This window comes from Variovorax sp. GW821-FHT09B05 (assembly GCF_059418265.1).
Map to the genome: position 1 here is coordinate 1 of NZ_JBWKPN010000027.1, position 23232 is coordinate 23232.

The following is a 23232-nucleotide window of genomic DNA, read 5'->3' on the forward strand; positions in this document are numbered from 1 at the left end:
AGTGGGGTCGCCTTTCTTTGCTTACTTTCTTTGGCGAGACAAAGAAAGTGAGCCGCCCGCCGGGGCGGGACCCGGCCGACAGCCTCCCGCCAGGAGCAAGCCCCGAAGAGGCCCGGAGGACCCGATGACCGAAGAAACCAAACCCGAAGGCAACGACGACCGCACCAGAGTCGTCCCCCGAACCACCCCCCTGGACGACAGCGCCACAGTCATCACGTCCGGCCAGCCCACGCGCACCAGCAGCCCGCTGTTCGCCCCAACAAACCCACCGACGAACCCCACCACAGGCCCGTCACAAGCAGGAACGCACGAAGCCGGCCTCCTCCCCGTAGGCAGCCGCCTCGCAGAATTCGAGATCACCCGAGTCATAGGCCAAGGCGGCTTCGGCGTCGTCTACGAAGCCTGGGACCACACCCTCGAACGCGTCGTAGCGATCAAGGAATACCTCCCGTCCTCCCTCTCCACCCGCCAGGGCGACGGCAGCGTCGTCCCCCTCTCGGAACGCCACCGAGAAACCTTCGACCTAGGCATGCGCAGCTTCATCAACGAAGCCCGCCTGCTCGCCCAGTTCGACCACCCCTCGCTGCTCAAGGTCTACCGCTTCTGGCAGGAACGCGGCACCACCTACATGGTGATGCCCTTCTACCGCGGCGACACCCTGCGCCAGGCGCTGGTGTCGATCCCCGCGGGCGTCGACGAGGCCTGGCTGGTGCGCATCATGGACGGCGTCACGCAGGCGCTCGGCGTGATGCACGGCGCCAACTGCTATCACCGCGACATCGCGCCCGACAACATCATCCTGCTCGAAGGCTCGGGCCGGCCGGTGGTGCTCGACTTCGGCGCGGCACGGCGCGTGATCACCGACAAGACGCAGGCGATCACGGTGATCCTCAAGCCGGGCTACGCGCCGATCGAGCAGTACGCCGAGATGCCCGACATGTCGCAGGGCGCATGGACCGACGTCTACGCGCTCGCGGCCGTGATGCACGTGGCCGTGTGCGGCCGCGCGCCGCCGCCGTCGGTGGCGCGCCTCCTGTCCGACAGCTACGTGCCGCTCGCGGGCAACGAGATCCTGCGCCAGCGCTACAGCCCGCAGTTGCTCGCGGCGATCGACGCCGGGCTCGGCGTGCGGCCCGAGGCGCGGCCGCAGTCGATGGCCGAGCTGCGCGCGGCGCTCGGGCTCGAGACCAGCCAGAGCATCGCGCCGCCCGCGCATCCCTCGCAGCATTCGCGCGGCACCTCGGCGGCGCCGGGGCCGAACAGCCGCAGCGGCGGTGGCGGCAAGACCGTGGTGCTGCCGCCCGCGCCGGCACCGTCGGCCGGCACGCGCTCCGGCGGCGGCAAGACGGCCGTGGCGCTGGTCTCGGTGGCGCTGCTCGCGGCCGCGGCCGGCGGTGGCTGGTGGTGGTTCCAGGGCCGCGGCCATGGCGACACGCCGCCGCCGATCGCGAGCGCGCCGCCGCCGCCAGGCGGCGACACGCAGCAGGTCGCGCAGACACCGCCGCCCCCGCCACCGCCGCCGCCCGCGCCGGCGCCATCGCCGCGCACGCCGCTCGAATCGCTGCAGTCGCTGGCCGGCGGTGCCGCGGCCGGCTTCGAGGTCACGGCCTCGGCCAAGAAGCCCGAGGTGGCGATCGGCAAGGACAAGCTGGCCTTCGAGGTGCGCAGCAAGCGCGACGGTTTCGTCTACGTGTTCCTGCTGTCCAGCGGCGGCGAGATGTTCCTGCTGTTCCCGAACCTGCTCGACAAGTACAACAAGATCACCGCCGGCAGCCCCCTCGCGCTGCCGCGTGCCTCGTGGCCGATGGAGGCCGGTGGGCCCGCCGGGACCAACCAGTTCGCGGTGCTCGTCAGCGAGCACGAGCGCGACTTCGGTGCCTCCGGCGTGCAGAACGAGGGCGTGTTCCCGCAGTTTCCGCTGCCGGTGCTCGCGGCCCTCGAGACCACCCGCGGCAGCGGACCTTCCCCCCTGCTGGGCAAGCCGGTATGCGCGCCCAACACCCCCTGCAACGACGTCTATGGCGTCGCCAATTTCAAAATCGTCGAGAAGTAATCGTCTGTAGAGCGTAACCCGACGGGCCACCTTTCCACGAAGGAGATCTTCACCATGAACAAGCACCTGCCGGCCCTCGCGCCGACGCCCGCGCCGGCCCTGCACCGGGTCGCCGTGGCAGCCGCGACCGCCGCCGCCGCCTTCCTCGCGGGCTGCGCCGTGCCGCCGCCCGCCGCGACCGAGACGCCCGCCGCCAGCACCGACACGGCCGCGGCGGCGCCCGCGCCCGCGCCGGCGCCGCGCCCGCCCTCGAGCGGCAGCGTGGCCGGCCAGGCGCGCACCTTCTCGACCCAGCTCGCCACCTACACCGCGGTCGGCTTCGATGCCGTGCCGGGCTGGACGCGCGACGACTTCGCCGAGAGCTGGCCCGCCTTCCTCGGCAGCTGCAAGGTGCTCAACGGCCGCGGCACCGAATGGAAGTCGGTCTGCGACCGCGCGGTCAAGGTCGACGGCAAGAGCAATCCCTCGATCCGCAACTTCTTCGAGACCGAGTTCTCGGTCTACCAGATCCGCGACGACGACCGCCGCCCCGACGGCGTGGTCACGGGCTACTTCGAGCCCGAGATCCAGGGCAGCCGCAGCTACGCGCCGCCGTTCATCTACCCGGTGTACGGCCAGCCCGAGGACATGCTGTTCGCCGACGCGCGCAAGCTGCCCGCGGGCGACGGCACCGTGGCCGCGCGCGTGCAGGGCCGCAACGTGGTGGTGCAGACCGGCCTGAGCACGCGCGACATGGGCGCGCCGGGCCTCTATGCGCTCGACCTCTCGGGCATCGTGCGCGACACGCTCGACCGCAAGGTGCGCCTGCGCGTCGAGGGCAAGCAGCTCTTGCCGTACTACACCCGCGAGGAGATCGAGACCAAGGGCGCGCCCAACGCCAAGGTGCTGGCCTTCGTCTCGAGCGCCACCGCGCTCTACGAGATGCAGATCCAGGGCTCGGGCCGCATCCGCCTGGCCAGCGGCGAGATGATCCGCGTCGCTTACGCCGAGCAGAACGGCCAGCCGTTCCGGCCCACGCTGGCGCAGGCCGCCAACGGCAAGCCGCGCAGCCCGGTCAAGGTGCGCGGCTCGTCGATCGAGCTCGACCTCGACGACGGCGACGACGACGATGCTGGCAACGTCTCGACCACCATCCGCACGCGCGGTTTCACGCTGGCGCGGCCCGCCACCAGCGGCGCGGTGATGGTGCCCGGCCGGCGCGCGGCCGGCCCGGTGGCCGGCACCGGCATCAAGGACCCGAGCTACGTGTTCTTCAAGGAGGCGACCACACCCGGCGGCCCGGTGGGCGCCTTCGGCGTGCCGCTGTCGGCCGGCCGCTCGATCGCGGTCGATCCGCGCAGCACGCCGCTCGGCTACCCGGTGTTCGTCTCGACGCGCACGCCCGGCAGCGGCGCGCCGATGCAGCGCCTGACCATCGCGCAGGACACCGGCGGCGCGATCCGCGGCGCGGTGCGGGCCGACTATTTCTTCGGCAACGGCCAGCAGGCCGCGACCAATGCGCGCCGCATGAAGGAACGCGGCCAGCTCTGGATATTGCTGCCGCGCGGGCTGGCGGTGGCGAGCGCCGCCGTGTCCTCGGCGATCCGCACGCGCGGCGCGCCGGTCGGCGCCGGCCTCGCGCAATGCCTGGTGCCGACCGAGGGCGTCTGCGAGGACGATTGAGGAGATGACAGCGTGAATGCCGCCACGAGGCCCGGCCCCGGCCGTTGAATCCATGCAGGAAACGCTGTCGTCCGAGGAAAGCGGAGAACTCGTGCGCCTGTGGCGCCGGCGCCAGACGCTGACGTCGAACGACATGGGCCGCATGTACCGCATCGTGGGCGATGCGCTGGTGGCCTGCAATCCGCCCGAGCTGCAGGTGCTCGGCGAAGGGCGCCAGGAGCTGGTGGCGCAGTTCATCTACGTCAAGGTGCTGCGGCTCGATGCCGATCCCGACGAGGCCGAGGAGCGCGCGGGCCACAGCGCGCCCTCGACCGCCTTCGCGCTGTGCGCCTATTTCCGCCGCTACCTGATCGACTGCACGCGCTCGGCCGCCTTCAAGCGCAAGCTGTCGATCGGCGACCAGATCACCGAGGCCCAGCTCGAGGACGAGCTGGGCGCCGACGAGGATCTCGAGGGTTGCCTGGCCGAGCACGGCCTCAGCAGCCTCGCGGTGCAGCAGGCGGCGCGCGCCTTCATCGCCGAGCTGCCCGAGCCCGAGCGCATCCTGCTGTGCGAGGGCTTCGGCAAGGAGGCCGAGGGCGGCCTGTCGGGCATCGCCTCGCGCCATGCCATCGCCTCCTACCACTACCGCGCGGGCCGGCTCGGCCTGGTGCACAAGCGCGAGGGCCTGACCGCCGACTACGCCAAGACCCGGCTCGGCGGCTGGCTCCAGGGCACGCTGGGCATCGCCATCGAGGCCGACAACATGGCGGCGATCCTGCAGGTTTTCAAAATCCTGGGCGCTGAAGCGTCTTATGCCTGAAGACATAGCCATTCAGGAACAGACGCCATGACCACCCATCTCTGGCCACCGCTCAGCGCGATCCGCAGCGCCTTCGAAACCGGGCCCGGCGCCGCTTCGGCGTTCGCGCCCGAGACGCCGGGGCTCGCGACCGTCGCCATGCCCGGCGCGCGCGGCGCGGCGCCCGAAGCGGCTGCAGCGCCGCCGCCGGTCGACCTGCTGCTGCCGCTGGCCGAGCTCGCGCGCCGTCGCGAGGCCGTGGCGCAGCGCAGCTTCGGCGCGCGCTGGGCGCCGGGCCGGCTGGTCAGCGTGGTGCACGAGGGCCGGCTGCTCGGCGTGCTGCTCGACCGCTGCATCCACGGCGAACTCTGGCAGGGCTGGATGGCGGCCGGCGAGGCCGACTGGGCCTCGGCCTTCGACGTGCTGCTCGAGCCCGACGACGAACCCTTCGAGCCGGCCTTCGGACTGATCCAGGCCTGGAACGTGTTGACGCTCGAGCCGAGCCCGCAACTGGCGGCGCGCGTGCTCGGCGAGGTCTCGGCCACGCGGCTCGCCGCGATCCGCGCGGTGCACGACGAGTGGGCCGCGCAGGCCGCGCCCGCCATCGCCCCCGAGCCCGGCCGCATCGCGCTGCGCACCGTGGGCGGCGTGTTCGCCGTGCTGTCGGGCACGCCGCTGGGCCCGCGCGATCCACGCGTCGAATACCAGTCGCTGTACCGCGACGCGGCGTCGCAGCTCGGCGCGGCCTGGCTGCCGGCCGCGCGCAACGCACCCGGCCCGGCCGCCGCGCCGCGCGCGCGGCCCCAGCCCGGGCCCGAGGGCGGCTGGTGGGGCAGCGTGCGGCGCTGGCTCGGCGCCGACGGCTGGATGCGGCCTGCGTTCGCGGTGCTGGCCCTGTGCGTGGTGGTGCAGAACGCGGGCCTGTTCGGCGGCCACGATGCGCAGGACGACGTGCGCTTCCGCGCCGTGCCCACGGCACCGGCCGCGGCCGGTGCCGATCTCACGGTGCGCTGGAAGGACGGCGTGCGCGTGGACGAGGCCGACCGGCTGCTGCAGGCGATCTCGGCCGACGTGGTCGGCGGTCCCGGCAGCAACGGCGTGTGGCGGCTGCGCGTGCCCGACGTGGAGAAGAGCCTGCAGGTGCTGGCCGCCTCGCCGCTGGTCGAAGCGGCGGGACGGGCGTCGGAGCGGCCATGAGCCATGGCGCGCGACCTCCGGCCCGGCTCCCTCCCCCGCTGGGGGAGGGCTGGGGTGGGGGCACGCGGCGCTCGATGGTGGCGCAGTGGCTGCTGCTGCTCGCGCTCGCCTGCCTCGCCCCGCGCGCCTTCGCCACCCAGCGCGCGCTGCTCGTGGGCGTGTCCGAGCTCGTCAACCAGCCGCAGTCGCTGTGGCTGCAGGCGCCGCGCAACGACGTGGCGCTGATGCGCGACGCCTTGCTCCGGCAGGGCTTCGGCGCGGGCGACATCACGACGCTGGCCGATGGCGTGAGCGGTGCCGCGCTGCCCGAGTCGCAGGCGATCCACGACGCGCTGTCGCGGCTGCTCGCGCAGTCGCGCAGCGGCGACTTCGTGCTGCTCTATTTCTCGGGCCACGGCACGCGCTGGCGCGATGCCACCAAGCGCTACCAGGAGCCCGACGGGCTGGCCGAGAACTTCCTCGCGCGCGACGTGCGCGGTGCCGTCGGCGTCGACAGCGCGCTCGCGGGCGGCGTGCGCGACGTCGACTTCGACGGCTGGGTGCAGGCCTTCCTCGCGCGCGGCGTGTTCGTCTGGTCGGTGTTCGACACCTGCGCCGCCACCTCGATGACGCGCAATGCCGCTGCCGCCGTGCCCGCCGTCGCCGAAGGCCCGGCCGACGACGAGGTGCGCTGGCGCGGCCTGCGCGCGGGCCAGCTGCGCGCCGCGCCGGCGGCCGTGCCGCTCGCCGCGCCGCCCGCGCCGCCCGTGGCCGAGCGCGTGGCGCGTGCGCGCTACGTCGCCTTCTTCGCCTCCGAGAGCCACCAGATCACGCCCGAGCTGCGGTTGCCGCGCCAGGGCCGCAACGCGCGGCCGCAGGGCCTGCTGACCTGGGCCGTGGCCGGCGCGCTCGAACGCCGGCCCGCCACCTGGCGCGAGCTGTTCGACGGCGTGCTCGCGCTCTACCCGCCGGTGATCGACGAGCTGGCGCAGCGCTTCCCGACCCGCGAGCTGCCCTCGCCGGTGGCCGAGGGCAACCTCGACGCGCCGCTGTTCGCCAACAGCGCCGGCGCCGTCTCCACCTTGCCGGTGTGGCGCGCGCAGCGCAGCGGCGACAGCCTGGTGCTGCAGGCCGGCCTGGCCGACGGCCTGCAGCCGCAGCAGGAACTGCGCATCAACGCCACGCTCGAGGACGGCACCGTGCGCAGCGTGCAGGCGCGCGCATCGCAGGTCGACCTCGACGGTGCGAGCCTCGCGGTGCCCGCCGCGCTGCGCGAGCTGCCGGGCGCGGTGCTGTGGAGCGCCTCGCCGCTGGCCGCGCCGCCTTCGACCGCACTGCGCGTGCGCAGCGACGGCCCGCTGCCGCCTGGCATCGGCCTCGACTACCCGGCCTCGGTGGTGGCGGTGGGCGCGGGCGCGCCGGCCGATCTGCGCTGGAGCGACCTCGGCGCGGCCGGCCAGCGCATCGAATGGCAGTCGCCGGCGTTCGGTGCCGGCAGCGAGCGCCTGGGCGACAAGGCCGCGGTGCGGCGCCGGCTCGAGACGCTGGCGCGGCTCAAGTGGTGGCGCCAGCTCTGCACGCTCGGCGAGGGCACGCAGATGCCGATCGACGGCTTCGAGGCCGTGCTCGAGGTCTGGAACGGCGACCGGCTCGCGCGCAGCGGGCCGCTGCGCACCAGCGGGCCCGGCCTCCTGCCGCTGCGCGACGGCGAGCGCGCGGCGCTGAACGTGCGCAACACCAGCGGCCATTCGGTCGACATGGTGGTGGCGGGCATCGACGCGCAGGGCCGTCCGCGCGCCGAGTACCCGTCCGATCCCGGCGAGAGCAACCGCTTCGAGCGCGGCACGCGCGAGGCGCCGGCCGCCAAGCGCTTCGAGCTGCCCTGGCTCTCGGCCGAGGGCGCGCGCCTGTTCGTGCTGGCCACGCCGGCCGCGCCGCAGAGCGGGCCGCGGCTGTTCGGCGCCGCGGTCGAGCCGGTGCTGGCCGACCTGCGCGTGCGCGGCCAGGTGGAGCCGCCGCGGCGCCGCCTCTACGCGGCGATGTTGTCCTGGGGCGCCGCGGACGCCGCGTCCCGATGATTTTTTCAAGGAGATTGCAATGAGCTTTTCTGCAGAAGGCGCCCTCGATCCCGACGAGCTGCTGCGCCTGCTCGACCTGATGGCCGGCGAACCGGTCAACGACTTCCTGATGTCGATCGACAACCGCGGCACCAAGGTCAAGGGCGAATCGGAACGCGGCCTCGAGTTCATCGACATCGGCGGCTACTGCCACCAGATGGAGGTGGTGTCGCCGCCCGGCTCGACCAAGGGCTCGGTGCGCGTGCATCCCTTCGTCATCGTGCGCGAGGTCGATGCCGCCACCGCCTCGATCGCGAGCCTGCTGTTCAGCCAGGAGGCCAACCTCGAGGTCTCGATCTTCGTCTACCGCGCCAGCGGCGACCACCTGCCGTCGCAGCCTTTCTTCGAGGTCATCCTGACCGGCGCGCGCGTCGTGAGCCAGGCCATCCTCACCGGCGGCACGCCGCGCCAGCCGCGCGAGGTGACCGTGTTCGAGAGCCGCAACGTGCAGATCAAGACCGCGCCGCAGCTCGCCTCGGGCATCCGCGGCGCCGTGCGCACCGCGGTCATCGCGGCCACCCAGTGAAGCGGAGCCAGCCATGACCACCGCCGCCGAATTCCTCAAGGCCGCCGATCCGGTGGCCGCCCTCAAGGCGCTGAGCGACGACGTGCGCGCCAAGCCCGCCGACAGCAAGCCGCGCGTCTTCATGGCGCAGCTGCTGTGCGTGCTGGGCCAGTGGGAGCGCGCGCTCAACCAGTTGACGGTCGCGGCCGAGCTCGATGCGCTCGCCGTTCCGATGAAGCAGGTGTACGGCGATGCCGTGCGCTGCGAAGGCCTGCGCGCCGAGGTGTTCGCCGGCACGCGCACGCCCATGATCTTCGGCCAGCCCGACGAATGGCTGGCGCTGCTCATCGAGTCGCTGCTGCGGCAGGGACGCGGTGAGGCCGAGCTGGCCGAAGACCTGCGCCAGCGCGCCTTCGACGCGGCGCCGGCCATCGCCGGCAGCATCGACGGCGTGCCCTTCGACTGGCTGTCCGACGCCGACATGCGGCTGGGCCCGGTGCTCGAGGCCTTCGTCAACGGCAAGTACTACTGGATCCCCTATGCGCGGCTCGCCTGCGTGAAGATCGAGCCGCCCGAGGACCTGCGCGACTGCGTCTGGATGCCCGCGCACCTGGACTTCGAGAACGGCGGCGAGACGCTGGCGCTGATCCCCACGCGCTACGAAGGCACCGAGCGCTGCAGCGACGGCCAGCTGCTGCTCGCGCGCCGCACCGAGTGGCGCGAGCTGCGGCCCGAGGTCTGGGCCGGCCATGGCCAGCGCGTGTTCGGCACCGACGCCGGCGAGTACGCGCTGATGGACGTGCGCGAGATCGTGTTCACGGCCGCCGCTCCGGAAGAAGAAAGCGGCGAAGCGAACGGCGAAGAAAGCGGCGCCGGTGGTTGACCTCACCGCGCAGGAGCGGCTGCAGCCCTCGCTGCTCGACCGGCTGGTCGACAGCGCGCCCGACGAGCAGCGCGAGGGCGACGACAAGCGCACGCTCACCAAGCAGGCGCTGCGCGCGGCCGTGCTGCGCGACCTGAGCTGGCTCTTCAACGCCACCAGCTACGGCCTCGGCATGGACGACCGGCAGTACCCGAATGCCGCGCGCTCCGTCATCAACTACGGATTGCCTATGCTGTCTGGCCAGTTCACCTCGTCGATACAGCGTGTCAGCATGGAACAGGCTCTGAAGAACGCGATCCTGCAGTTCGAGCCACGCATCCTCTCACGCACTCTCGAAGTGGAACTCGTCATGGAAGGCTCCGCCCTGGACTCGCACAACTGCGTCGGCCTGCAGATCCGCGGCATGCTGTGGGCGCAGCCGGTGCCGCTGGAGTTCCTCATGCGCAGCCGGGTCGACCTGGAAGAAGGACGCATCGAGATCGAGGACGCGACCCAGAAGCCATGACGCCGCCGGCCCCGCATCCCGCTTCGCCGCGCGCCGATTCCCGCCTGCCGCGGGCCGCGCGCGGGCCGCTGGCCACCTGGAGGTAGCGCCGCGATGGATCCCCGATTGCTGAGCCTGTACGAGCAGGAACTGCGCTACTTCCGCGAGAGCTCGGCCGAGTTCGCGCGCGCCTTTCCGAAGATCGCCAACCGGCTCGGCATCGAAGGCCAGGAGGTCGCCGACCCCTACGTCGAGCGCCTGATCGAGGCCACGGCCTTCCTGTCGGCGCGCGTCAACCTCAAGCTCGATGCCGAGTACCCGCGCTTCACCGGCCACCTGCTCGACATCGTCTATCCGCACTTCCTCGCGCCCACGCCCGCGATGGCGGTGGTCAGCATGGTGCACGACCCCGACGACGCCAACCTCGCCGTGGGGCCGACCCTGCCGCGCGGCGCGGGCCTGCGCTCGCGGCACGCGGTCGGGCAGAGCACCTACTGCGAGTTCCGCACCGCGAGCGCGATGCGGCTGTGGCCGCTGGAGCTGCTGCGTGCCCAGTACTTCAGCTACGCGCCCGACCTGCCGCTGGCCACGCACCCGCAGTCGCGCGCCATCCGCGGCGGCCTGCGCATGGTGCTGCGCACCACCGCCGACCTGAACTTCAGCCAGATCGCGCTCGACGACCTGGTGCTGCACCTGGGCGGTGCCGACGACGTGGCCTGGCAGCTGCACGAATGCGCGCTGGGCCAGCCCATCGGCGTGCTGGTGCGGCCGCTGGGCGCCGGCGGCGCGCTGCAGGGCGAGGCGCGCAGCCTGCCGCCGAGCGCCATCGGCGTGGTCGGCTTCGAGGATGACGAGGCGCTGCTGCCGGTCACGGCCACCGGCTTCTCGGGCTTCCGGCTGCTGCAGGAGTACTTCGCGTTTCCGCAGCGCTTCCAGTTCCTAAAGATCTCGGGCCTGCAGTCGGTGCTGCCGTCGATGCCGGTGACGCAGATCGAGATCGTGCTGCTGTTCTCGCGCGGCGACGCGGCGCTCGAGAAGCTGGTGACGGCCGAGAACGTGCAGCTGCACTGCGTGCCGGTGGTCAACCTGTTCAACAAGCGGCTCGACCGCGTGCCATTGAGCGAAGGCGTGAGCCAGTTCCACCTGGTGCCCGACCGCACGCGGCCGCAGGACTTCGAGGTGCACACCGTGACCGAGGTCGTCGGCCACGGCGCGCCGGGCGCGGACTCGGGCTCGGCGGCCGCGGTGGAGCAGCTGTTCCGGCCCTTCTATTCGGCCTTCCACGGCACGCGCCACAGCCATCCCGCCTACTACACGACCACGCGCGAGCCGCGCATGCTGTCGGTGCGCCAGCGCACCGAGGGCAACCGCAGCAGCCACATCGGCTCCGAGGTCTACATGCAGATCGTCGATCCCCAGCAGGCGCCGTACGCGGCCAGCCTGCGCCAGCTCGCGGTGTCGGCGCTGTGCACCAACCGCGACCTGCCGCTGCTGCTGCCGATGGGCCGCGACAACGACTTCGATTGCGTCGACTCCTTCCCCGCGCAGCGCGTGCGCATGGTGCGCGGGCCCTCGCGGCCGGTGTCGCCGGTGGTGAGCCAGGGGCTGGGCTGGCGCGTGCTCGACCACCTCGCGCTCAACTACCTGTCGATCTCCGACAGCTCGCCGCAGCAGGGCGCGGCCGCGCTGCGCGAGACGCTGATGCTCTACGCCTCGCATGCCGACGAGATGCGCCAGGGGCAGGTGCGCGGGCTGCTGTCGGTCAGCAGCAAGGCGGTGGCGCGCAGGCTGCCGATGAAGGGGCCGATCGCCTTCGGGCGCGGCCTGGAGATCACGCTCGAGGTCGACAAGGACGCCTTCCACGGCCACAGCGTGTTCCTGTTCGGTGCCGTGCTCGCGCGCTACCTGGCGCGTCATGTCGAGGTCAACCATTTCGTCGAGACCGTGGTGCGCATCGCGGGCAAGGGCGAGAACATGCGCTGGAGGCCGCTGTGCGGGACGCGCCAGATCCTCTAGCCGCGCCTGCGGTGCCGACGGAATCGGTGGCCGCGCGCGTCGATGCCGCGCTGCGCCAGTGGTCCGACCAGCCCTGGGCCTACGACTACTTCGCGGTGCTGCGCCGGCTCGAGTCGGCCGCCGCCACCACGCCGCGCTGGGGCCGCGCGCTGCTGCCGAGCGCCGAGCCGGTGCGCGTGGGCCAGGAGCCCTCGCTGTCGTTCGCGCCCGCCGCCTTCAGCCGCTTCGAGCCGGCCGGCGCGCATTCGCCGCCGCGGCTGCGCCAGCACTTCTTCGCCTACATCGGTCCCAACGGGCCGCTGCCGGTGCACCTGAGCGATTTCATCCGCGAGCGCAGCCTGAACCACGGCGACCCGACCTGGCTCGCCTTCCTCGACAGCTTCCTGCACCGCTTCTCGCTGCACTTCTACCGCGCCTGGGCGCAGGCGCGGCCCGCGGTCGCGCTCGACCGGCCCGGCGAGGACCGCTTCCGGCTGCAGATCGGCGCGCTGGTGGGCATCGGCACGCCGGGGCGCACCGGGCGCGACGAGATCCACGACGACGCGCGGCTGCACTTCTCGGGCTGGCTCGCGCGCCGCGTGCACAGCGCCGAGGGCGTCGAGTCGGTGCTGTGCAGCTACTTCGGCGTGCCGATGAAGCTCGAGCGCTGGGTCGGCCACTGGATGAGCCTGCCGGGCGCCGAACTCACGCGGCTGGGCCGCGGCGAGAGCTCGCGCGCCATGGGCATGGGCGCGATGCTCGGCACCCGCGCCTGGGACCGCCAGCACCGCGTGCGGCTGCACGTCGGGCCGCTCGACCTCGCGCGCTACCGCATGTTCCTGCCGATCGGCGACGCGCAGCCCGTGCTGCAGCGCTGGATGCTGCAACTGCTGGGCGGCGAGCTCGAGTGGGATGCCGAACTGGTGCTGCGCAAGGAGCAGGTGCCGCCCACGCGGCTCGGCCAGCAGCGCGGCAACGCGCCGCGGCTGGGCTGGATCTCGTGGCTCGGCGAGCGCCCGCGTTCGCGCGACGCGAGCGACGTGCGCATCGCGAGCCGACCCGGTGGCGAGGCGCATCCGCGCGCGCCGGCCTTTCAATGAAACCCCTTTCGTTCGTCTTGAAGAGATACGGAGTCCTCCATGAGTGAAATCAGCCGCACCGCCCTGTTCGGGAAACTCAATTCGCTGGCCTACAAGGCCATCGAAGGCGCGACCGTCTTCTGCAAGATGCGCGGCAACCCGTACGTCGAGCTCGAGCACTGGTTCGCCCAGCTGCTGCAGGCGCAGGACTCCGACCTGCACCGCGTGATCCAGCACTACGGCCTCGACGTCTCGGTGATCGCCAAGGACATGACGGCCGCGCTCGACCGCCTGCCGCGCGGCGCCACCGCCATCAGCGACTTCTCGCCGCACATCGAGAATGCGATCGAGCGCGCCTGGACCTACGCCACCCTGCAGTTCGGCGAGGCGCAGGTGCGCACCGGCTACCTGCTGGTGGGCATGCTCAAGACGCAGAGCCTGCGCAACCCGCTGTTCGGCCTGTCGAAGCAGTTCGAGAAGGTCAAGGTCGAGGACCTGGCCGAGAACTTCGTGAAGATCTGCGATGCCTCGCCCGAGGCCCAGATGCGCGCGCAGGACGGCACCGGCATGGGCAGCGGCGCGCCCGGCGAGGACGCGGGCGCGATGGCGCCGGCCGCCATGGGCAAGGGCGATGCGCTCAAGAAGTTCGCGGTCGACCTGACCGAGAAGGCCAAGAAGGGCGAGATGGACCCCGTAACGGGCCGCGACGAGGAGATCCGTCAGATCGTCGACATCCTGATGCGCCGGCGCCAGAACAACCCGCTGCTGACCGGCGAGGCCGGCGTCGGCAAGACCGCCGTGGTCGAGGGCTTCGCGCAGCGGCTGGCGCGCGGCGACGTGCCGCCGCAACTCAAGGACGTGAAGCTGCTGACGCTCGACATCGGCCTGCTGCAGGCCGGCGCGAGCATGAAGGGCGAGTTCGAGCAGCGCCTGCGCCAGGTGATCGACGAGGTGCAGAGCTCGCCCACGCCGATCATTCTCTTCATCGACGAGATCCACACGCTGGTGGGCGCGGGCGGCGCGGCCGGCACCGGCGACGCGGCCAACCTGCTCAAGCCCGCGCTGGCGCGCGGCAACCTGCGCACCATCGGTGCCACCACCTGGGCCGAGTACAAGAAGTACATCGAGAAGGACCCGGCGCTGACGCGCCGCTTCCAGGTCGTGCAGGTGCCCGAGCCCGACGAGACCAAGGCCATCCTGATGCTGCGCGGCGTGGCCAGCGTGCTCGAGAAGCATCACCGCGTGCAGCTGCTCGACGAGGCCATCGAGGCCGCCGTGAAGCTGTCGCACCGCTACATTCCCGCGCGCCAGCTGCCCGACAAGGCCGTGAGCCTGCTCGACACCGCCTGCGCGCGCGTGGCCGTGAGCCAGCATGCGACGCCGCCCGAGGTCGAGGACTGCATGCGCCGCATCGAGGGCCTGACGGTCGAGCAGGAGATCATCGGCCGCGAGGAGGCGATCGGCATCGACGTCACCAAGCGCGCGGCGCAGGTGTCGGCGCTGCTGGCCGAGTCGAAGGCGCAGCTCGAGGTGCTCAATGCACGCTGGCAGGAAGAGAAGGGCCTGGTCGACCGGCTGCTGGAACTGCGCGCGAAGCTGCGCACGGGGAACAAGCCGGTGGATGCGGCGGCCGCCGGCGAAGCCGCGCCCGCCGAGGCCGCGCCCGACCGCGCCGCGCTGCTGGCCGAGCTGCACGAGCTGCAGGCGAAGATCCACGCGGTGCAGGGCGAGTCGCCGCTGATCCTGCCCTCGGTCGACGAACAGGCCGTGGCCTCGGTGGTCGCCGACTGGACCGGCATCCCGGTCGGGCGCATGGTCAAGAACGAGGTCGAGGCGGTGCTCAAGCTCGCCGACACGCTGAACCAGCGCGTGATCGGCCAGAAGCACGGCCTCGAGATGATCGCGCGCCGCATCCAGACCTCGCGCGCGCGGCTGGACAACCCGCAGAAGCCGATCGGCGTGTTCATGCTGTGCGGCACCTCGGGCGTCGGCAAGACCGAGACCGCGCTGGCGCTGGCCGAGGCGCTGTACGGCGGCGAGCAGAACATCATCACCATCAACATGAGCGAGTTCCAGGAGGCGCACACCGTCTCCACGCTCAAGGGCGCGCCCCCGGGCTACGTGGGCTACGGCGAGGGCGGCATCCTGACCGAGGCCGTGCGCCGCCGGCCCTACAGCGTGGTGCTGCTCGACGAAGTGGAGAAGGCCCACCCCGACGTGCACGAGATCTTCTTCCAGGTCTTCGACAAGGGCTGGATGGAGGACGGCGAGGGCCGCTTGATCGACTTCAAGAACACGATCATCCTGCTGACCACCAACGCCGGCAGCGAGCTGGTCATGAGCATGTGCCGCGACCCCGAGCTGCTGCCCGACCCGAATGCGCTGGCCGATGCGCTGAAGGCGCCGCTGATGAAGGTGTTCCCGCCCGCGCTGCTGGGCCGCATCGTCACCATCCCCTACTACCCGCTGTCGCCCGAGATGATGAAGAAGATCGTGCGGCTGCAGCTGGGCCGCATCAAGAAGCGCGTCGAGACCAACCACGGCGTGCCCTTCGAGTACAGCGACGCGGTGGTCGACCAGGTGGTCGCGCGCTGCCAGGACCCGGAGTCGGGCGGCCGCGTGATCGACGCCATCCTGACCAACACCGTGCTGCCGACGATCTCGGTCGAGTACCTGCAGCGCCTGGCCGCCGGCGGCGAGATCCGCCGCGTCGCGCTCGACGTCAAGGACGCCGACTTCACCTACGCCTTCGATTGACATGGCGCCGCGGCCGGCACGCTGAGGCGCTCCCAACCAGAAAGACAGCAAGATGGCCGAGCACGAGTTCCGCATCGACAGCGAATCACCCGTCAACAAGGACCTGATGTTCTGGCGCATCGTGGGCCACGAGGGGCTGTCGCGCCCGTCGTCCTACGAGCTCACCGTGCTGTCGCAGGACCGGACCATCGATCCGCGCCAGATCCTGGGCCACGCCTTCGACGTGGTGATCGGCTTCGCGGATGCCGACGACCAGAAGCACGAGCGGCATGCGCGCGGCCATGCGGTGCGCGTGGTGCGCGGCGGGCAGGTCGGTCGCTTCTTCGAATACCGCATCAGCCTGCGCTCCTGGTTCGGCCTGCTGACCAAGCGCATCAACTCGTGCATCCTGCAGGAGAAGCCGGTGCTCGACGTGCTCGATGCCGTGCTGACCGACAGCCCCATCAAGGCCCACGCGAAGACCGAGCCCGCGGGCGTGATCGGCGTGCACGAGGCGCGCCGCTACTGCGTGCAGTTCCAGGAGAGCGACTACAACTTCCTGTCGCGCATCCTCGAGGACGAGGGCGTCTACTACTGGTTCGATTCCTTCGACTCGCCGGGCGTGATGCACCTGGCCGATTCCACCGGCATGGCGCACGGGCCGCTGCCCGCCAAGGGCGTGCTGAACTACGCCGGCGACGGCGCGAGCGAGGCGCGCTTCAACGAGATCGAGCGCTGGGTCAGCGCGCGCCAGCTGCGCTCGGGCAAGTACGAGTCGCGCGACGTGAACTACAAGGCGATCAACACGCTGCTGAGCACGCACGGCGAGATGGTGCCCGCGCACGAGCTGGCGGACCTGGAGGTGTTCGAGTACCCGGGCGGCTTCTTCACGAGCGAGCAATCCGATGTCGTGCTCGAGGTCCGCGCGGGCGAGCTGCCGGCGCGGCAGACGCTGCACTGGGCCGTCACGCGCTGGCCCGATGTCGCGGTGGGCCACACCTTCACCTTCAAGGGCGATCCGGACGGCACGCGCGACGGCGACTACCTGATCGGCGGCTGCGTCTTCGTCGCCACCCATCCGGGCTACGAAGGCATGGGCACCTTCGTCGCGCCGCGGCCGACCGCGGAGCTGCTGCGCGAGGCGCTGCGCGACGACGCGGTCAATGCCGGCTGCACCGATGCGCTGCTCGAGCTGATCGACACCACGCCCACCTTGCGCGAGGGCGTGCGCGGCACCAGCGCCTTCCTGATCACCGCGCTGCCCGCCGACCACATCTTCCGTCCGCCGCGGCTCACGCCGCGCGTGACCATGCCGGGCCCGCAGAGCGCCATCGTCGTGGGCGGCAAGGGCAAGGAGCACGACGTCGACCCCATGGGCCGCGTCAAGGTGCACTTCCACTGGGACCGCAAGGATTTCCGCGACGACCGCTCGACCGCCTGGATCCGCGTCTCGCAGCCCTGGGCCGGCAAGGGCTGGGGCGGCTACTTCGCGCCGCGCATCAACCAGGAGGTGATCGTCGAGTTCATGAACGGCGATCCCGACCGGCCGATCGTCACCGGCCGCGTCTACAACGACGACCAGCCGATCCCCTACAAGTCGGCCACGCAGAGCGGCTTCAAGACCCGCTCCACGCCCGGCGGCGGGCCCTCGAACTACAACGAGATCATGTTCGAGGACAAGAAGGGGGGCGAGCTGGTCAACATCCATGCGGAGCGGAACATGTCGACCTCGGTGGAGGTGGACGATTCGCTGAGCGTGGGGCGCGACCAGACCGAGACCGTGGACCGCGACCGCACGGCGCTGGTCAAGCGCAACGAGAAGAACACGGTGGCGGAGATCCAGACCAACATCGTCGGCATCTCGCAGAGCAACACCATCGGCTCGGGCGGGCAGAAGACCCAGGTGCAGGGCTACCAGGAGAACATCTTCCATGCGAGCCAGAAGACCTCGGTCGTCGGCATGCAGGACCTGATCGTCACGGCGAACCAGAACGTGGCGATCGGCGGGTTCCAGAAGACGGTGGTGGGTGCCAACCACGACATCGGCGTGGTCGGCTTCCAGACCACCTCCGTGGGCGCCGACATGGCCTACCTGGTGACCGGCAACAGCAAGATGCAAAGCGGCGGCGAGCGCAACGACGTCACCGGCGGCAAGCACGCCATCATGGCCAACCAGGTCAAGCTGATCGCCAACTCCTCGATCGACATGATCGCGGTGGGCGACATCAACGCCACCTCGATCGGCTCCAACACCACCGTGCTGGGCTCCAACTCGAGCGGCTACATCGGCTCCAACAGCGAGGCCAACCTGGGCATGAACCGGTCGACCTTCATGGGGCTCAACATGAGCAACGCGCTGGCGGTCGACATCGCGAACTTCGCCGGCGTGCAGATCGAGAACACGGCCGCGGCGCGGCTGACCAACGTCGCCTCGGTGAACCTGAGCCAGAACGGCGTGGACCTCGACCTGCAGACGATGAAGATCATCTCGGGCGGCGGCGGTGCCGGCGCCGCGGCCAGCGGCGGCACCGCGGGCATGGTCACGGGCTTTGCCATCGGTGCCGCGGCCCTGATCGCCGGCCTGTTCGACGTGAACGCCACCTTCACCCAGTACGAGACGGCCAAGACCGAGCTGAAGAAGGCGGCCGAGGAGGCCGCCGCCCAGGGGCTGACGAGCCTGGCCGCCCGCCTGGGCGACATGGCGGCCATCGCCGAGCGGCGCGCCTACGAAGGCAAGCTGTCGATGATCCCGCTGGTGGGCGGGCTCGGCATGGCGGGCGCGGAACTGCTGGGCGGAACCTACGGCCGGCGCACCGCCGATGCCTTGAGCAAGGCGGCGCCCGAGACCGCGGGCAAGGCCCCCGTGGTGCCCGCGGCGCCGGTCATTCCGGACGCGCCGCCGATGCCGCCGCTGCCGCCGCGCTACGTCCCGCCCCACGGCGGCACCTGAGGCCGGCCGCGCATGCAAGTCACCAAGCCCCAGGCGCTGGGCCTGTCGACCCGTCCGGTGGAGTACCGCAAGCGCTTCGGCCTGTGCGTGACCGCGAGCCTGCACGTGCCCTTCGCGCAGGGGCCGTCCGGGGCGTTGTGGAGCGAGCAGTCGATGTGGGAATTCCTCGGCCAGGAGATGGCCGAGCCGATGATCGACGAGGGCGTGGCCAAGCTGACGGCCGAGTTCCTGGTCCACGGGCGCGCCTTCGCGCCGGCCGACCAGCCCACGGGCTGCGCGGTGCGTGCGCGGCTGGGCGCGCGCGAGAAGACCCTGCTCGTGTTCGGCGAGCGTCACTGGAACGGGCAGGACGCGAGCGCGCCGCTGCCCTTCGAACAGATGCCCATCGACTGGGCGCATGCCTATGGGGGCGCGGACTTCGCGGCCAATCCGGCCGGCACGGGCCGCGAGGTGCGCGAAGGCGTGCAGCGGCTGCCCAACGTCGAGTGGCCCGGCACGCGGCTGCTGCGGCCCGATCACGCGGTGGCGCCGGCCGGCTTCGGCGCGCTCGCGTCGACGCACCCGCAGCGCGCCCAGTACCGCGGGACCTACGACGCCGACTACCTGCAGGCGCACGCGCCGGGCTTCGCGCCCGACCTGGACTGGCGCCATTTCAACCTGGCACCGCCCGACCAGTGGTTCGAGCAGCCGCTGCGTGGCGACGAGCCTTTCGCGTTCGACCACCTGCATGCGACGCGGCCGCGCATCGAGGGCCAGCTGCCCGGATTGCGTGCGCGCGTCTTCGCCGGCTACGCGGTGGCCGGCGCCAGCGAACCAAAGCTGCGCGAAGTGCCGCTGCGGCTCACCACGGCGTGGTTCTTCCCGCATGCCGAACGCGCGATCCTGCTGTTCCAGGGACTCGCGGAGGTCGACACCGACGACGGTTCCGATGTCATCTCGCTGGTCGGGGCGGTGGAGCGGCTCGGCGAGCGTCGCCCCGACGAGCACTACGTGGACGCGATCGCGCGGCGCGGCGATCCGCGCCTGGGTGCCGTCCACATGCTGCACGACGGCGACCTGCTGCCCGAGGGACTGAATGCCGACGATCCCGCCGTCGAGGCGGCGCGCGCGGCCTTCGCGATGGACGGCCTGCAGGGCGATGCGCAGTACCTGCGCGCACGCGCCGAGGTCGAGGTGGCCCGCGAGCAGGTCCGCGAACACGGCGGCGATCCGGACGCGCTCGGCATCCGCCTGCCCGAGCGCGAGAAGGTGCCCAAGGGCGCCGAACTCGCGCCCTACATCGAACGCAAGATGAAGGAGGAGCAGCGCCAGCAATGGGCCGTGCTCGAGGATGCGCTGACCCAGGCCGAGAAGGCGCTGGCATTCGCCGCCGAGCAGGGGCTGCCGCCGACCTCGCTGGCGCATCGCGGGCCGCCGCGCTTCAGCGCCGAAGCGAAGCTCGACGAATTGCGCGCCGCCTTCGCCGCGCAGGGGCAGGCGCTGGACACCGCCAAGGTCTATCCGGCGCTGATCAAGCAGCAGGCGGCCGAGCGGCTGGGCTATCTGCAGTCGGCCCATGCCCAGGCGCCCGCGGCGCCGATGGAGGCGGAAGCCGCCAAGGCACTGCGCGAGGAGATGAAGCGCGCGGTGGCGGGCGGCCTGCGCCGCTTCGCGGACCTCGACCTCACCGGCGCCGACCTGTCGGGCCTCGACCTGCGCGGCACCAGCTTCGCCGGCGCCTGGCTCGAAAGCGCCAACCTGTCGAAGTCGAACCTCTCGGGCGCGGATTTCTCGCGCGCCGTGCTGGCCCATGCGGACCTGCGCGGCGCCATCGGCGCGGGCACGCTGTTCGCCGAAGCCAACCTGGGCGCCTCGCAACTCGCCGGCGCGATGTTCGACGAGGCCGACCTGCGCGGCGCCGTGCTGAACCGCTGCGTGCTTGCCGAGACCCAGCTGCGCCGTGCGCGGCTGGAAGGGGCCTCGCTGCTCGAGACGCTGTGGGGCAGCGCGGACTGGAGCGGCGCCCACGGCACCCGCCAGATCTTCTACAAGCTCGACCTGCGGGGGCTGTCGCTCGCCGAGGCGGAACTGGCCGAATGCAGCTTCGTGGAGTGCGACCTGAGCGGCTGCGACCTGCAGGGCGCGCGGCTGCGGCACAGCAGCTTCGTCGGCTGCAAGCTCGACGGCGCGCGGCTCGTCGGCGCGCAGGCCGAGGGCGCGGTGTTCGTGCAGCAGTGCAGCCTCGCCGCGGTGGACTTCAGCGGCGCGGTCCTGGCAGGGTGCAACCTCGGCGAGGCCATCCTCGATGGCGCGAAGCTGGTGCGCGCGAACCTCGACGGCGCCAACCTCACGAAGGCTTCGCTGGCGCGCTGCGACCTGCGGCTCGCGCGCGCCCGCGGCGCGATGCTGCGCAAGACCAGCCTGCGGCAGGCCGCGATGGCGGGCATGGACCTGTCGAACGCGGTGCTGCACCACGCGGACCTGCGCGGTGCCGACCTGCGCCGCGCGAACCTCTTCGGCGCCGACCTGTCGCGCGTGCGCCTGGATGGCGACGCGCGCTTCGAGAACGCGCTGCTGCAGCGCGCGCGCACCTGGCCGCGCCTCACGCCCGAACAGCAGCAGGCCGCGCCATGATGAGTCCCGAACTGCTGTCCATGGCCGTGGCCATCGGCGAGCCCGTCATCGGCATGGACCTCGCCAAGGGCGCCTTCGGCGGGGCCCAACTCGGCGGGGCGGTCTTCTCGGGCGCGCGGCTCAGCGAGGCGGACCTGCGCGGCGCCGACCTGCGCGAGGCGGTGTTCGAGCAGTGCGACCTGCGCGGCGCGCTGCTGGCCGGCGCCAACCTGCGGCGCGCCGTGTTCGATCGCTGCACGCTCGACCATGCCGACCTGCGCGGCGCCAACCTGCACGCCGCCGTCTGGACCGACTGCCAGGCGCCCCATGCCCAGCTCGCCGGGGCCCAGCTGAGCATGGCCATGCTGACGCGCTCGTGCCTGGACCATGCGGTGCTGCGCGGCGCCGACCTCGACGCGGCCGTGATCGACGGATCGAGCCTGATCGACGTCTGCGCCGACGAGGCCCACTGGCGCCAGACCACCGTCATCGGCTGCGACCTCTCACTGCTGACCTGGACCGGCGCGACGCTGGTGCGCGTCGCCTTCATCGATACCGGGCTGCAGAACCGTTCCTTCGCCGGACTGCGGGTCGAAGGCTGCCAGTTCCTCAAGGCGAACCTGTCGGGAGCCGACTTCTCGGGCGCCGACATGCGCCAGTGCAACTTCCAGGAAGCCGTGCTCGACGGGGCCTGCCTGGCCAAGGCGCATGCGCCGCTGGCCCTGTTCTGCGAGACCCGGGGCGAGCAGGTGGACTTCTCCGGTGCGCGGCTGCGCCAGGCGCTGTTCACGGGCGCGAAGCTGCCGGGCGCCAACTTCGCCGGCGCCGACCTCTACCAGACCCACTTCGCGGGCGCGCAATTGCCCAAGGCTCGGCTGGTCGCGGCCGAACTCACCTATGCCGACTTCCGGCATGCGGACCTGTCGGGCGCCGACCTGCAGGACGCATCGATGTTCCGCACCGTGCTGCATGGCGCGAACACGCAGGAGGCGCGCATGTCCGACCGCGGGCGTGCGATCGAGCAGGACCCCGAACTGGCGGCCGCGGAACGCTGGCAGCCCATGGAGCAGAAGACATGACGACCTCGAAAGCAGCCCCGTCGCGGCGCCGTTCGCGCCGCGCCGCCCATCCCCAGGCCGCGCAGCCGGCCCAGCCCGCGCAGGCCATTGCCGCCGGCTGGTGCGTGGGCACCGTGTGCGAATGCGGACCCGCCGGCTTCACGGTGCTGAGCGGTACGCTGCGCCGCAGCGGCCAGCGCGCGGTCAGCTGCCTGCTCGAGCCGCGCGCCGGCGACAGCGTCGCCTGCCTGCAGGTCGCGCCGGACGAACTCTGGATCCTGGCCGTGCTCCAGCGCGAAGGCGAGACGCCGCACGTGCTGCAGCTGCGCGGAGACACGCAGCTGCAGGTCGACGGCCGTCTTTCGCTGGCGGCGCCGCAGCTGTGCATGCGCAGCGACCAGCTCGAGGTGCGCGCCCGCGAGGCGCGCGTGGCGCTGGATTCGGCCGAGCTGACGGGGCGCCACCTGAGCGTGGTGGGCAGCGTGGTCAAGCTCGTCGGCTCGGTGCTCTCGACGGTCATGGACCGCGTCAGCCACTACAGCCGGCACCACGTGCGCACCACGGAAGGCACGGACCGCGTGGCGGCGACGCATGTTGAATGCGAGGCCCGCCAGCTTCTGCGGCTGTCGGGTGAGCACACGCTGGTGAACGGCGAGAAGCTCGTCAAGACGCGCGGCGGCCAGATCCACTTCGGCTAGGAGCACGCACATGTTCGCCAACTGCCAGATGATGGGCACCGACATGGGCTTTCCCGATGTGTGCCTGACGCCCACGCCCGCGGGGCCCGTGCCCATTCCGTACCCGAACATCGCGATGGGGCCGATGGCCATCCCGAACTGTCCCACCATCCTTTTCATGGGGGCCCCCGCGCACAACCTGGCGACCTCGATCCCCATGACCAACGGCGACAACGCCGGCGTGAACATGGGCGTGGCCTCGGGCACCGTCATGGGCCCGTCGCGCCATGTGACCGGCGCGTTCACCGTGCTGCTCAACGGCATGCCGGCCAGCCGACTGACCAGCGTGTCGCTGCAGAACAGCACCAACTGCCCCGGGGTGCGCGTCGTGCCGAGCCAGGCGCTGGTGCTGCTGCTGGCGCCCTAGCGCGGCGCTCTCCATCGCCTTCCGATGCAAAGACATACCTCTTAAGGCGAGATTGCC

16 protein-coding genes are annotated in these 23232 nt (G+C 71.7%); all 16 read left to right on the top strand.

Going from position 1 to position 23232, the window contains the following annotated elements:
* Positions 1-124: 124 nt before the first annotated feature.
* The 16 genes from AC07RM_RS39045 (at position 125) to AC07RM_RS39120 (ending at position 23175) form a co-directional block, all read left to right on the top strand.
* Positions 125-2053: a protein kinase domain-containing protein gene (locus AC07RM_RS39045; protein ID WP_495337907.1), complete on the top strand. Its 1929-nt coding sequence runs from the start codon at positions 125-127 to the stop codon at positions 2051-2053.
* Positions 2054-2107: 54 nt separating this feature from the next.
* On the top strand, positions 2108-3715 hold the full coding sequence (gene mltA, locus AC07RM_RS39050; protein ID WP_495337909.1) for a murein transglycosylase A: 1608 nt from the start codon (positions 2108-2110) through the stop codon (positions 3713-3715).
* A 52-nt stretch (positions 3716-3767) separates the two neighbouring features.
* A complete protein-coding gene (locus tag AC07RM_RS39055; RefSeq protein WP_093350814.1) occupies positions 3768-4517 on the top strand; it encodes a hypothetical protein in 750 nt (249 codons plus the stop codon).
* Between the two features lie 27 nt (positions 4518-4544).
* Positions 4545-5693 carry a hypothetical protein gene (locus AC07RM_RS39060; RefSeq protein ID WP_495337910.1) on the top strand — a complete coding sequence of 383 codons (1149 nt, stop codon included), beginning with the start codon at positions 4545-4547 and terminating at the stop codon, positions 5691-5693.
* The gene (locus AC07RM_RS39065) at positions 5690-7750 is read left to right on the top strand and encodes a caspase family protein (RefSeq protein ID WP_495337911.1); all 2061 of its coding nucleotides are present in this window, start codon (positions 5690-5692) and stop codon (positions 7748-7750) included. The genes AC07RM_RS39060 and AC07RM_RS39065 overlap by 4 nt, the downstream gene beginning before the upstream one ends.
* Before the next feature lie 19 nt (positions 7751-7769).
* Entirely contained in the window at positions 7770-8315 is a 546-nt protein-coding gene (locus AC07RM_RS39070; protein ID WP_093350822.1) for a type VI secretion system tube protein Hcp, read from the top strand.
* A 13-nt stretch (positions 8316-8328) separates the two neighbouring features.
* Complete coding sequence (locus tag AC07RM_RS39075; RefSeq protein ID WP_398499442.1) at positions 8329-9177, top strand: type VI secretion system accessory protein TagJ; 849 nt, start codon at positions 8329-8331, stop codon at positions 9175-9177.
* Positions 9170-9682 (top strand): type VI secretion system baseplate subunit TssE, encoded by a 513-nt coding sequence (gene tssE, locus AC07RM_RS39080; RefSeq protein ID WP_093350827.1) that lies wholly within the window; start codon positions 9170-9172, stop codon positions 9680-9682. The genes AC07RM_RS39075 and tssE overlap by 8 nt, the downstream gene beginning before the upstream one ends.
* A gap of 93 nt (positions 9683-9775) precedes the next feature.
* Positions 9776-11677 carry a type VI secretion system baseplate subunit TssF gene (tssF, locus tag AC07RM_RS39085; protein WP_296781257.1) on the top strand — a complete coding sequence of 634 codons (1902 nt, stop codon included), beginning with the start codon at positions 9776-9778 and terminating at the stop codon, positions 11675-11677.
* An 11-nt stretch (positions 11678-11688) separates the two neighbouring features.
* A complete protein-coding gene (gene tssG / locus AC07RM_RS39090; RefSeq protein ID WP_495337912.1) occupies positions 11689-12756 on the top strand; it encodes a type VI secretion system baseplate subunit TssG in 1068 nt (355 codons plus the stop codon).
* A 39-nt stretch (positions 12757-12795) separates the two neighbouring features.
* Positions 12796-15492: a type VI secretion system ATPase TssH gene (gene tssH, locus AC07RM_RS39095; RefSeq protein ID WP_495337913.1), complete on the top strand. Its 2697-nt coding sequence runs from the start codon at positions 12796-12798 to the stop codon at positions 15490-15492.
* A gap of 52 nt (positions 15493-15544) precedes the next feature.
* Positions 15545-18421 (top strand): type VI secretion system Vgr family protein, encoded by a 2877-nt coding sequence (locus tag AC07RM_RS39100; protein WP_296781254.1) that lies wholly within the window; start codon positions 15545-15547, stop codon positions 18419-18421.
* A 12-nt stretch (positions 18422-18433) separates the two neighbouring features.
* On the top strand, positions 18434-21034 hold the full coding sequence (locus AC07RM_RS39105; protein ID WP_495337914.1) for a DUF2169 domain-containing protein: 2601 nt from the start codon (positions 18434-18436) through the stop codon (positions 21032-21034).
* A complete protein-coding gene (locus AC07RM_RS39110; RefSeq protein ID WP_398492865.1) occupies positions 21031-22092 on the top strand; it encodes a pentapeptide repeat-containing protein in 1062 nt (353 codons plus the stop codon). Before AC07RM_RS39105 ends, AC07RM_RS39110 begins: the two co-directional genes overlap by 4 nt.
* The gene (locus AC07RM_RS39115) at positions 22089-22769 is read left to right on the top strand and encodes a DUF3540 domain-containing protein (protein WP_495337915.1); all 681 of its coding nucleotides are present in this window, start codon (positions 22089-22091) and stop codon (positions 22767-22769) included. Before AC07RM_RS39110 ends, AC07RM_RS39115 begins: the two co-directional genes overlap by 4 nt.
* A 10-nt stretch (positions 22770-22779) precedes the next feature.
* Positions 22780-23175 (top strand): DUF4150 domain-containing protein, encoded by a 396-nt coding sequence (locus AC07RM_RS39120; protein WP_093350847.1) that lies wholly within the window; start codon positions 22780-22782, stop codon positions 23173-23175.
* Positions 23176-23232: the final 57 nt, after the last annotated feature.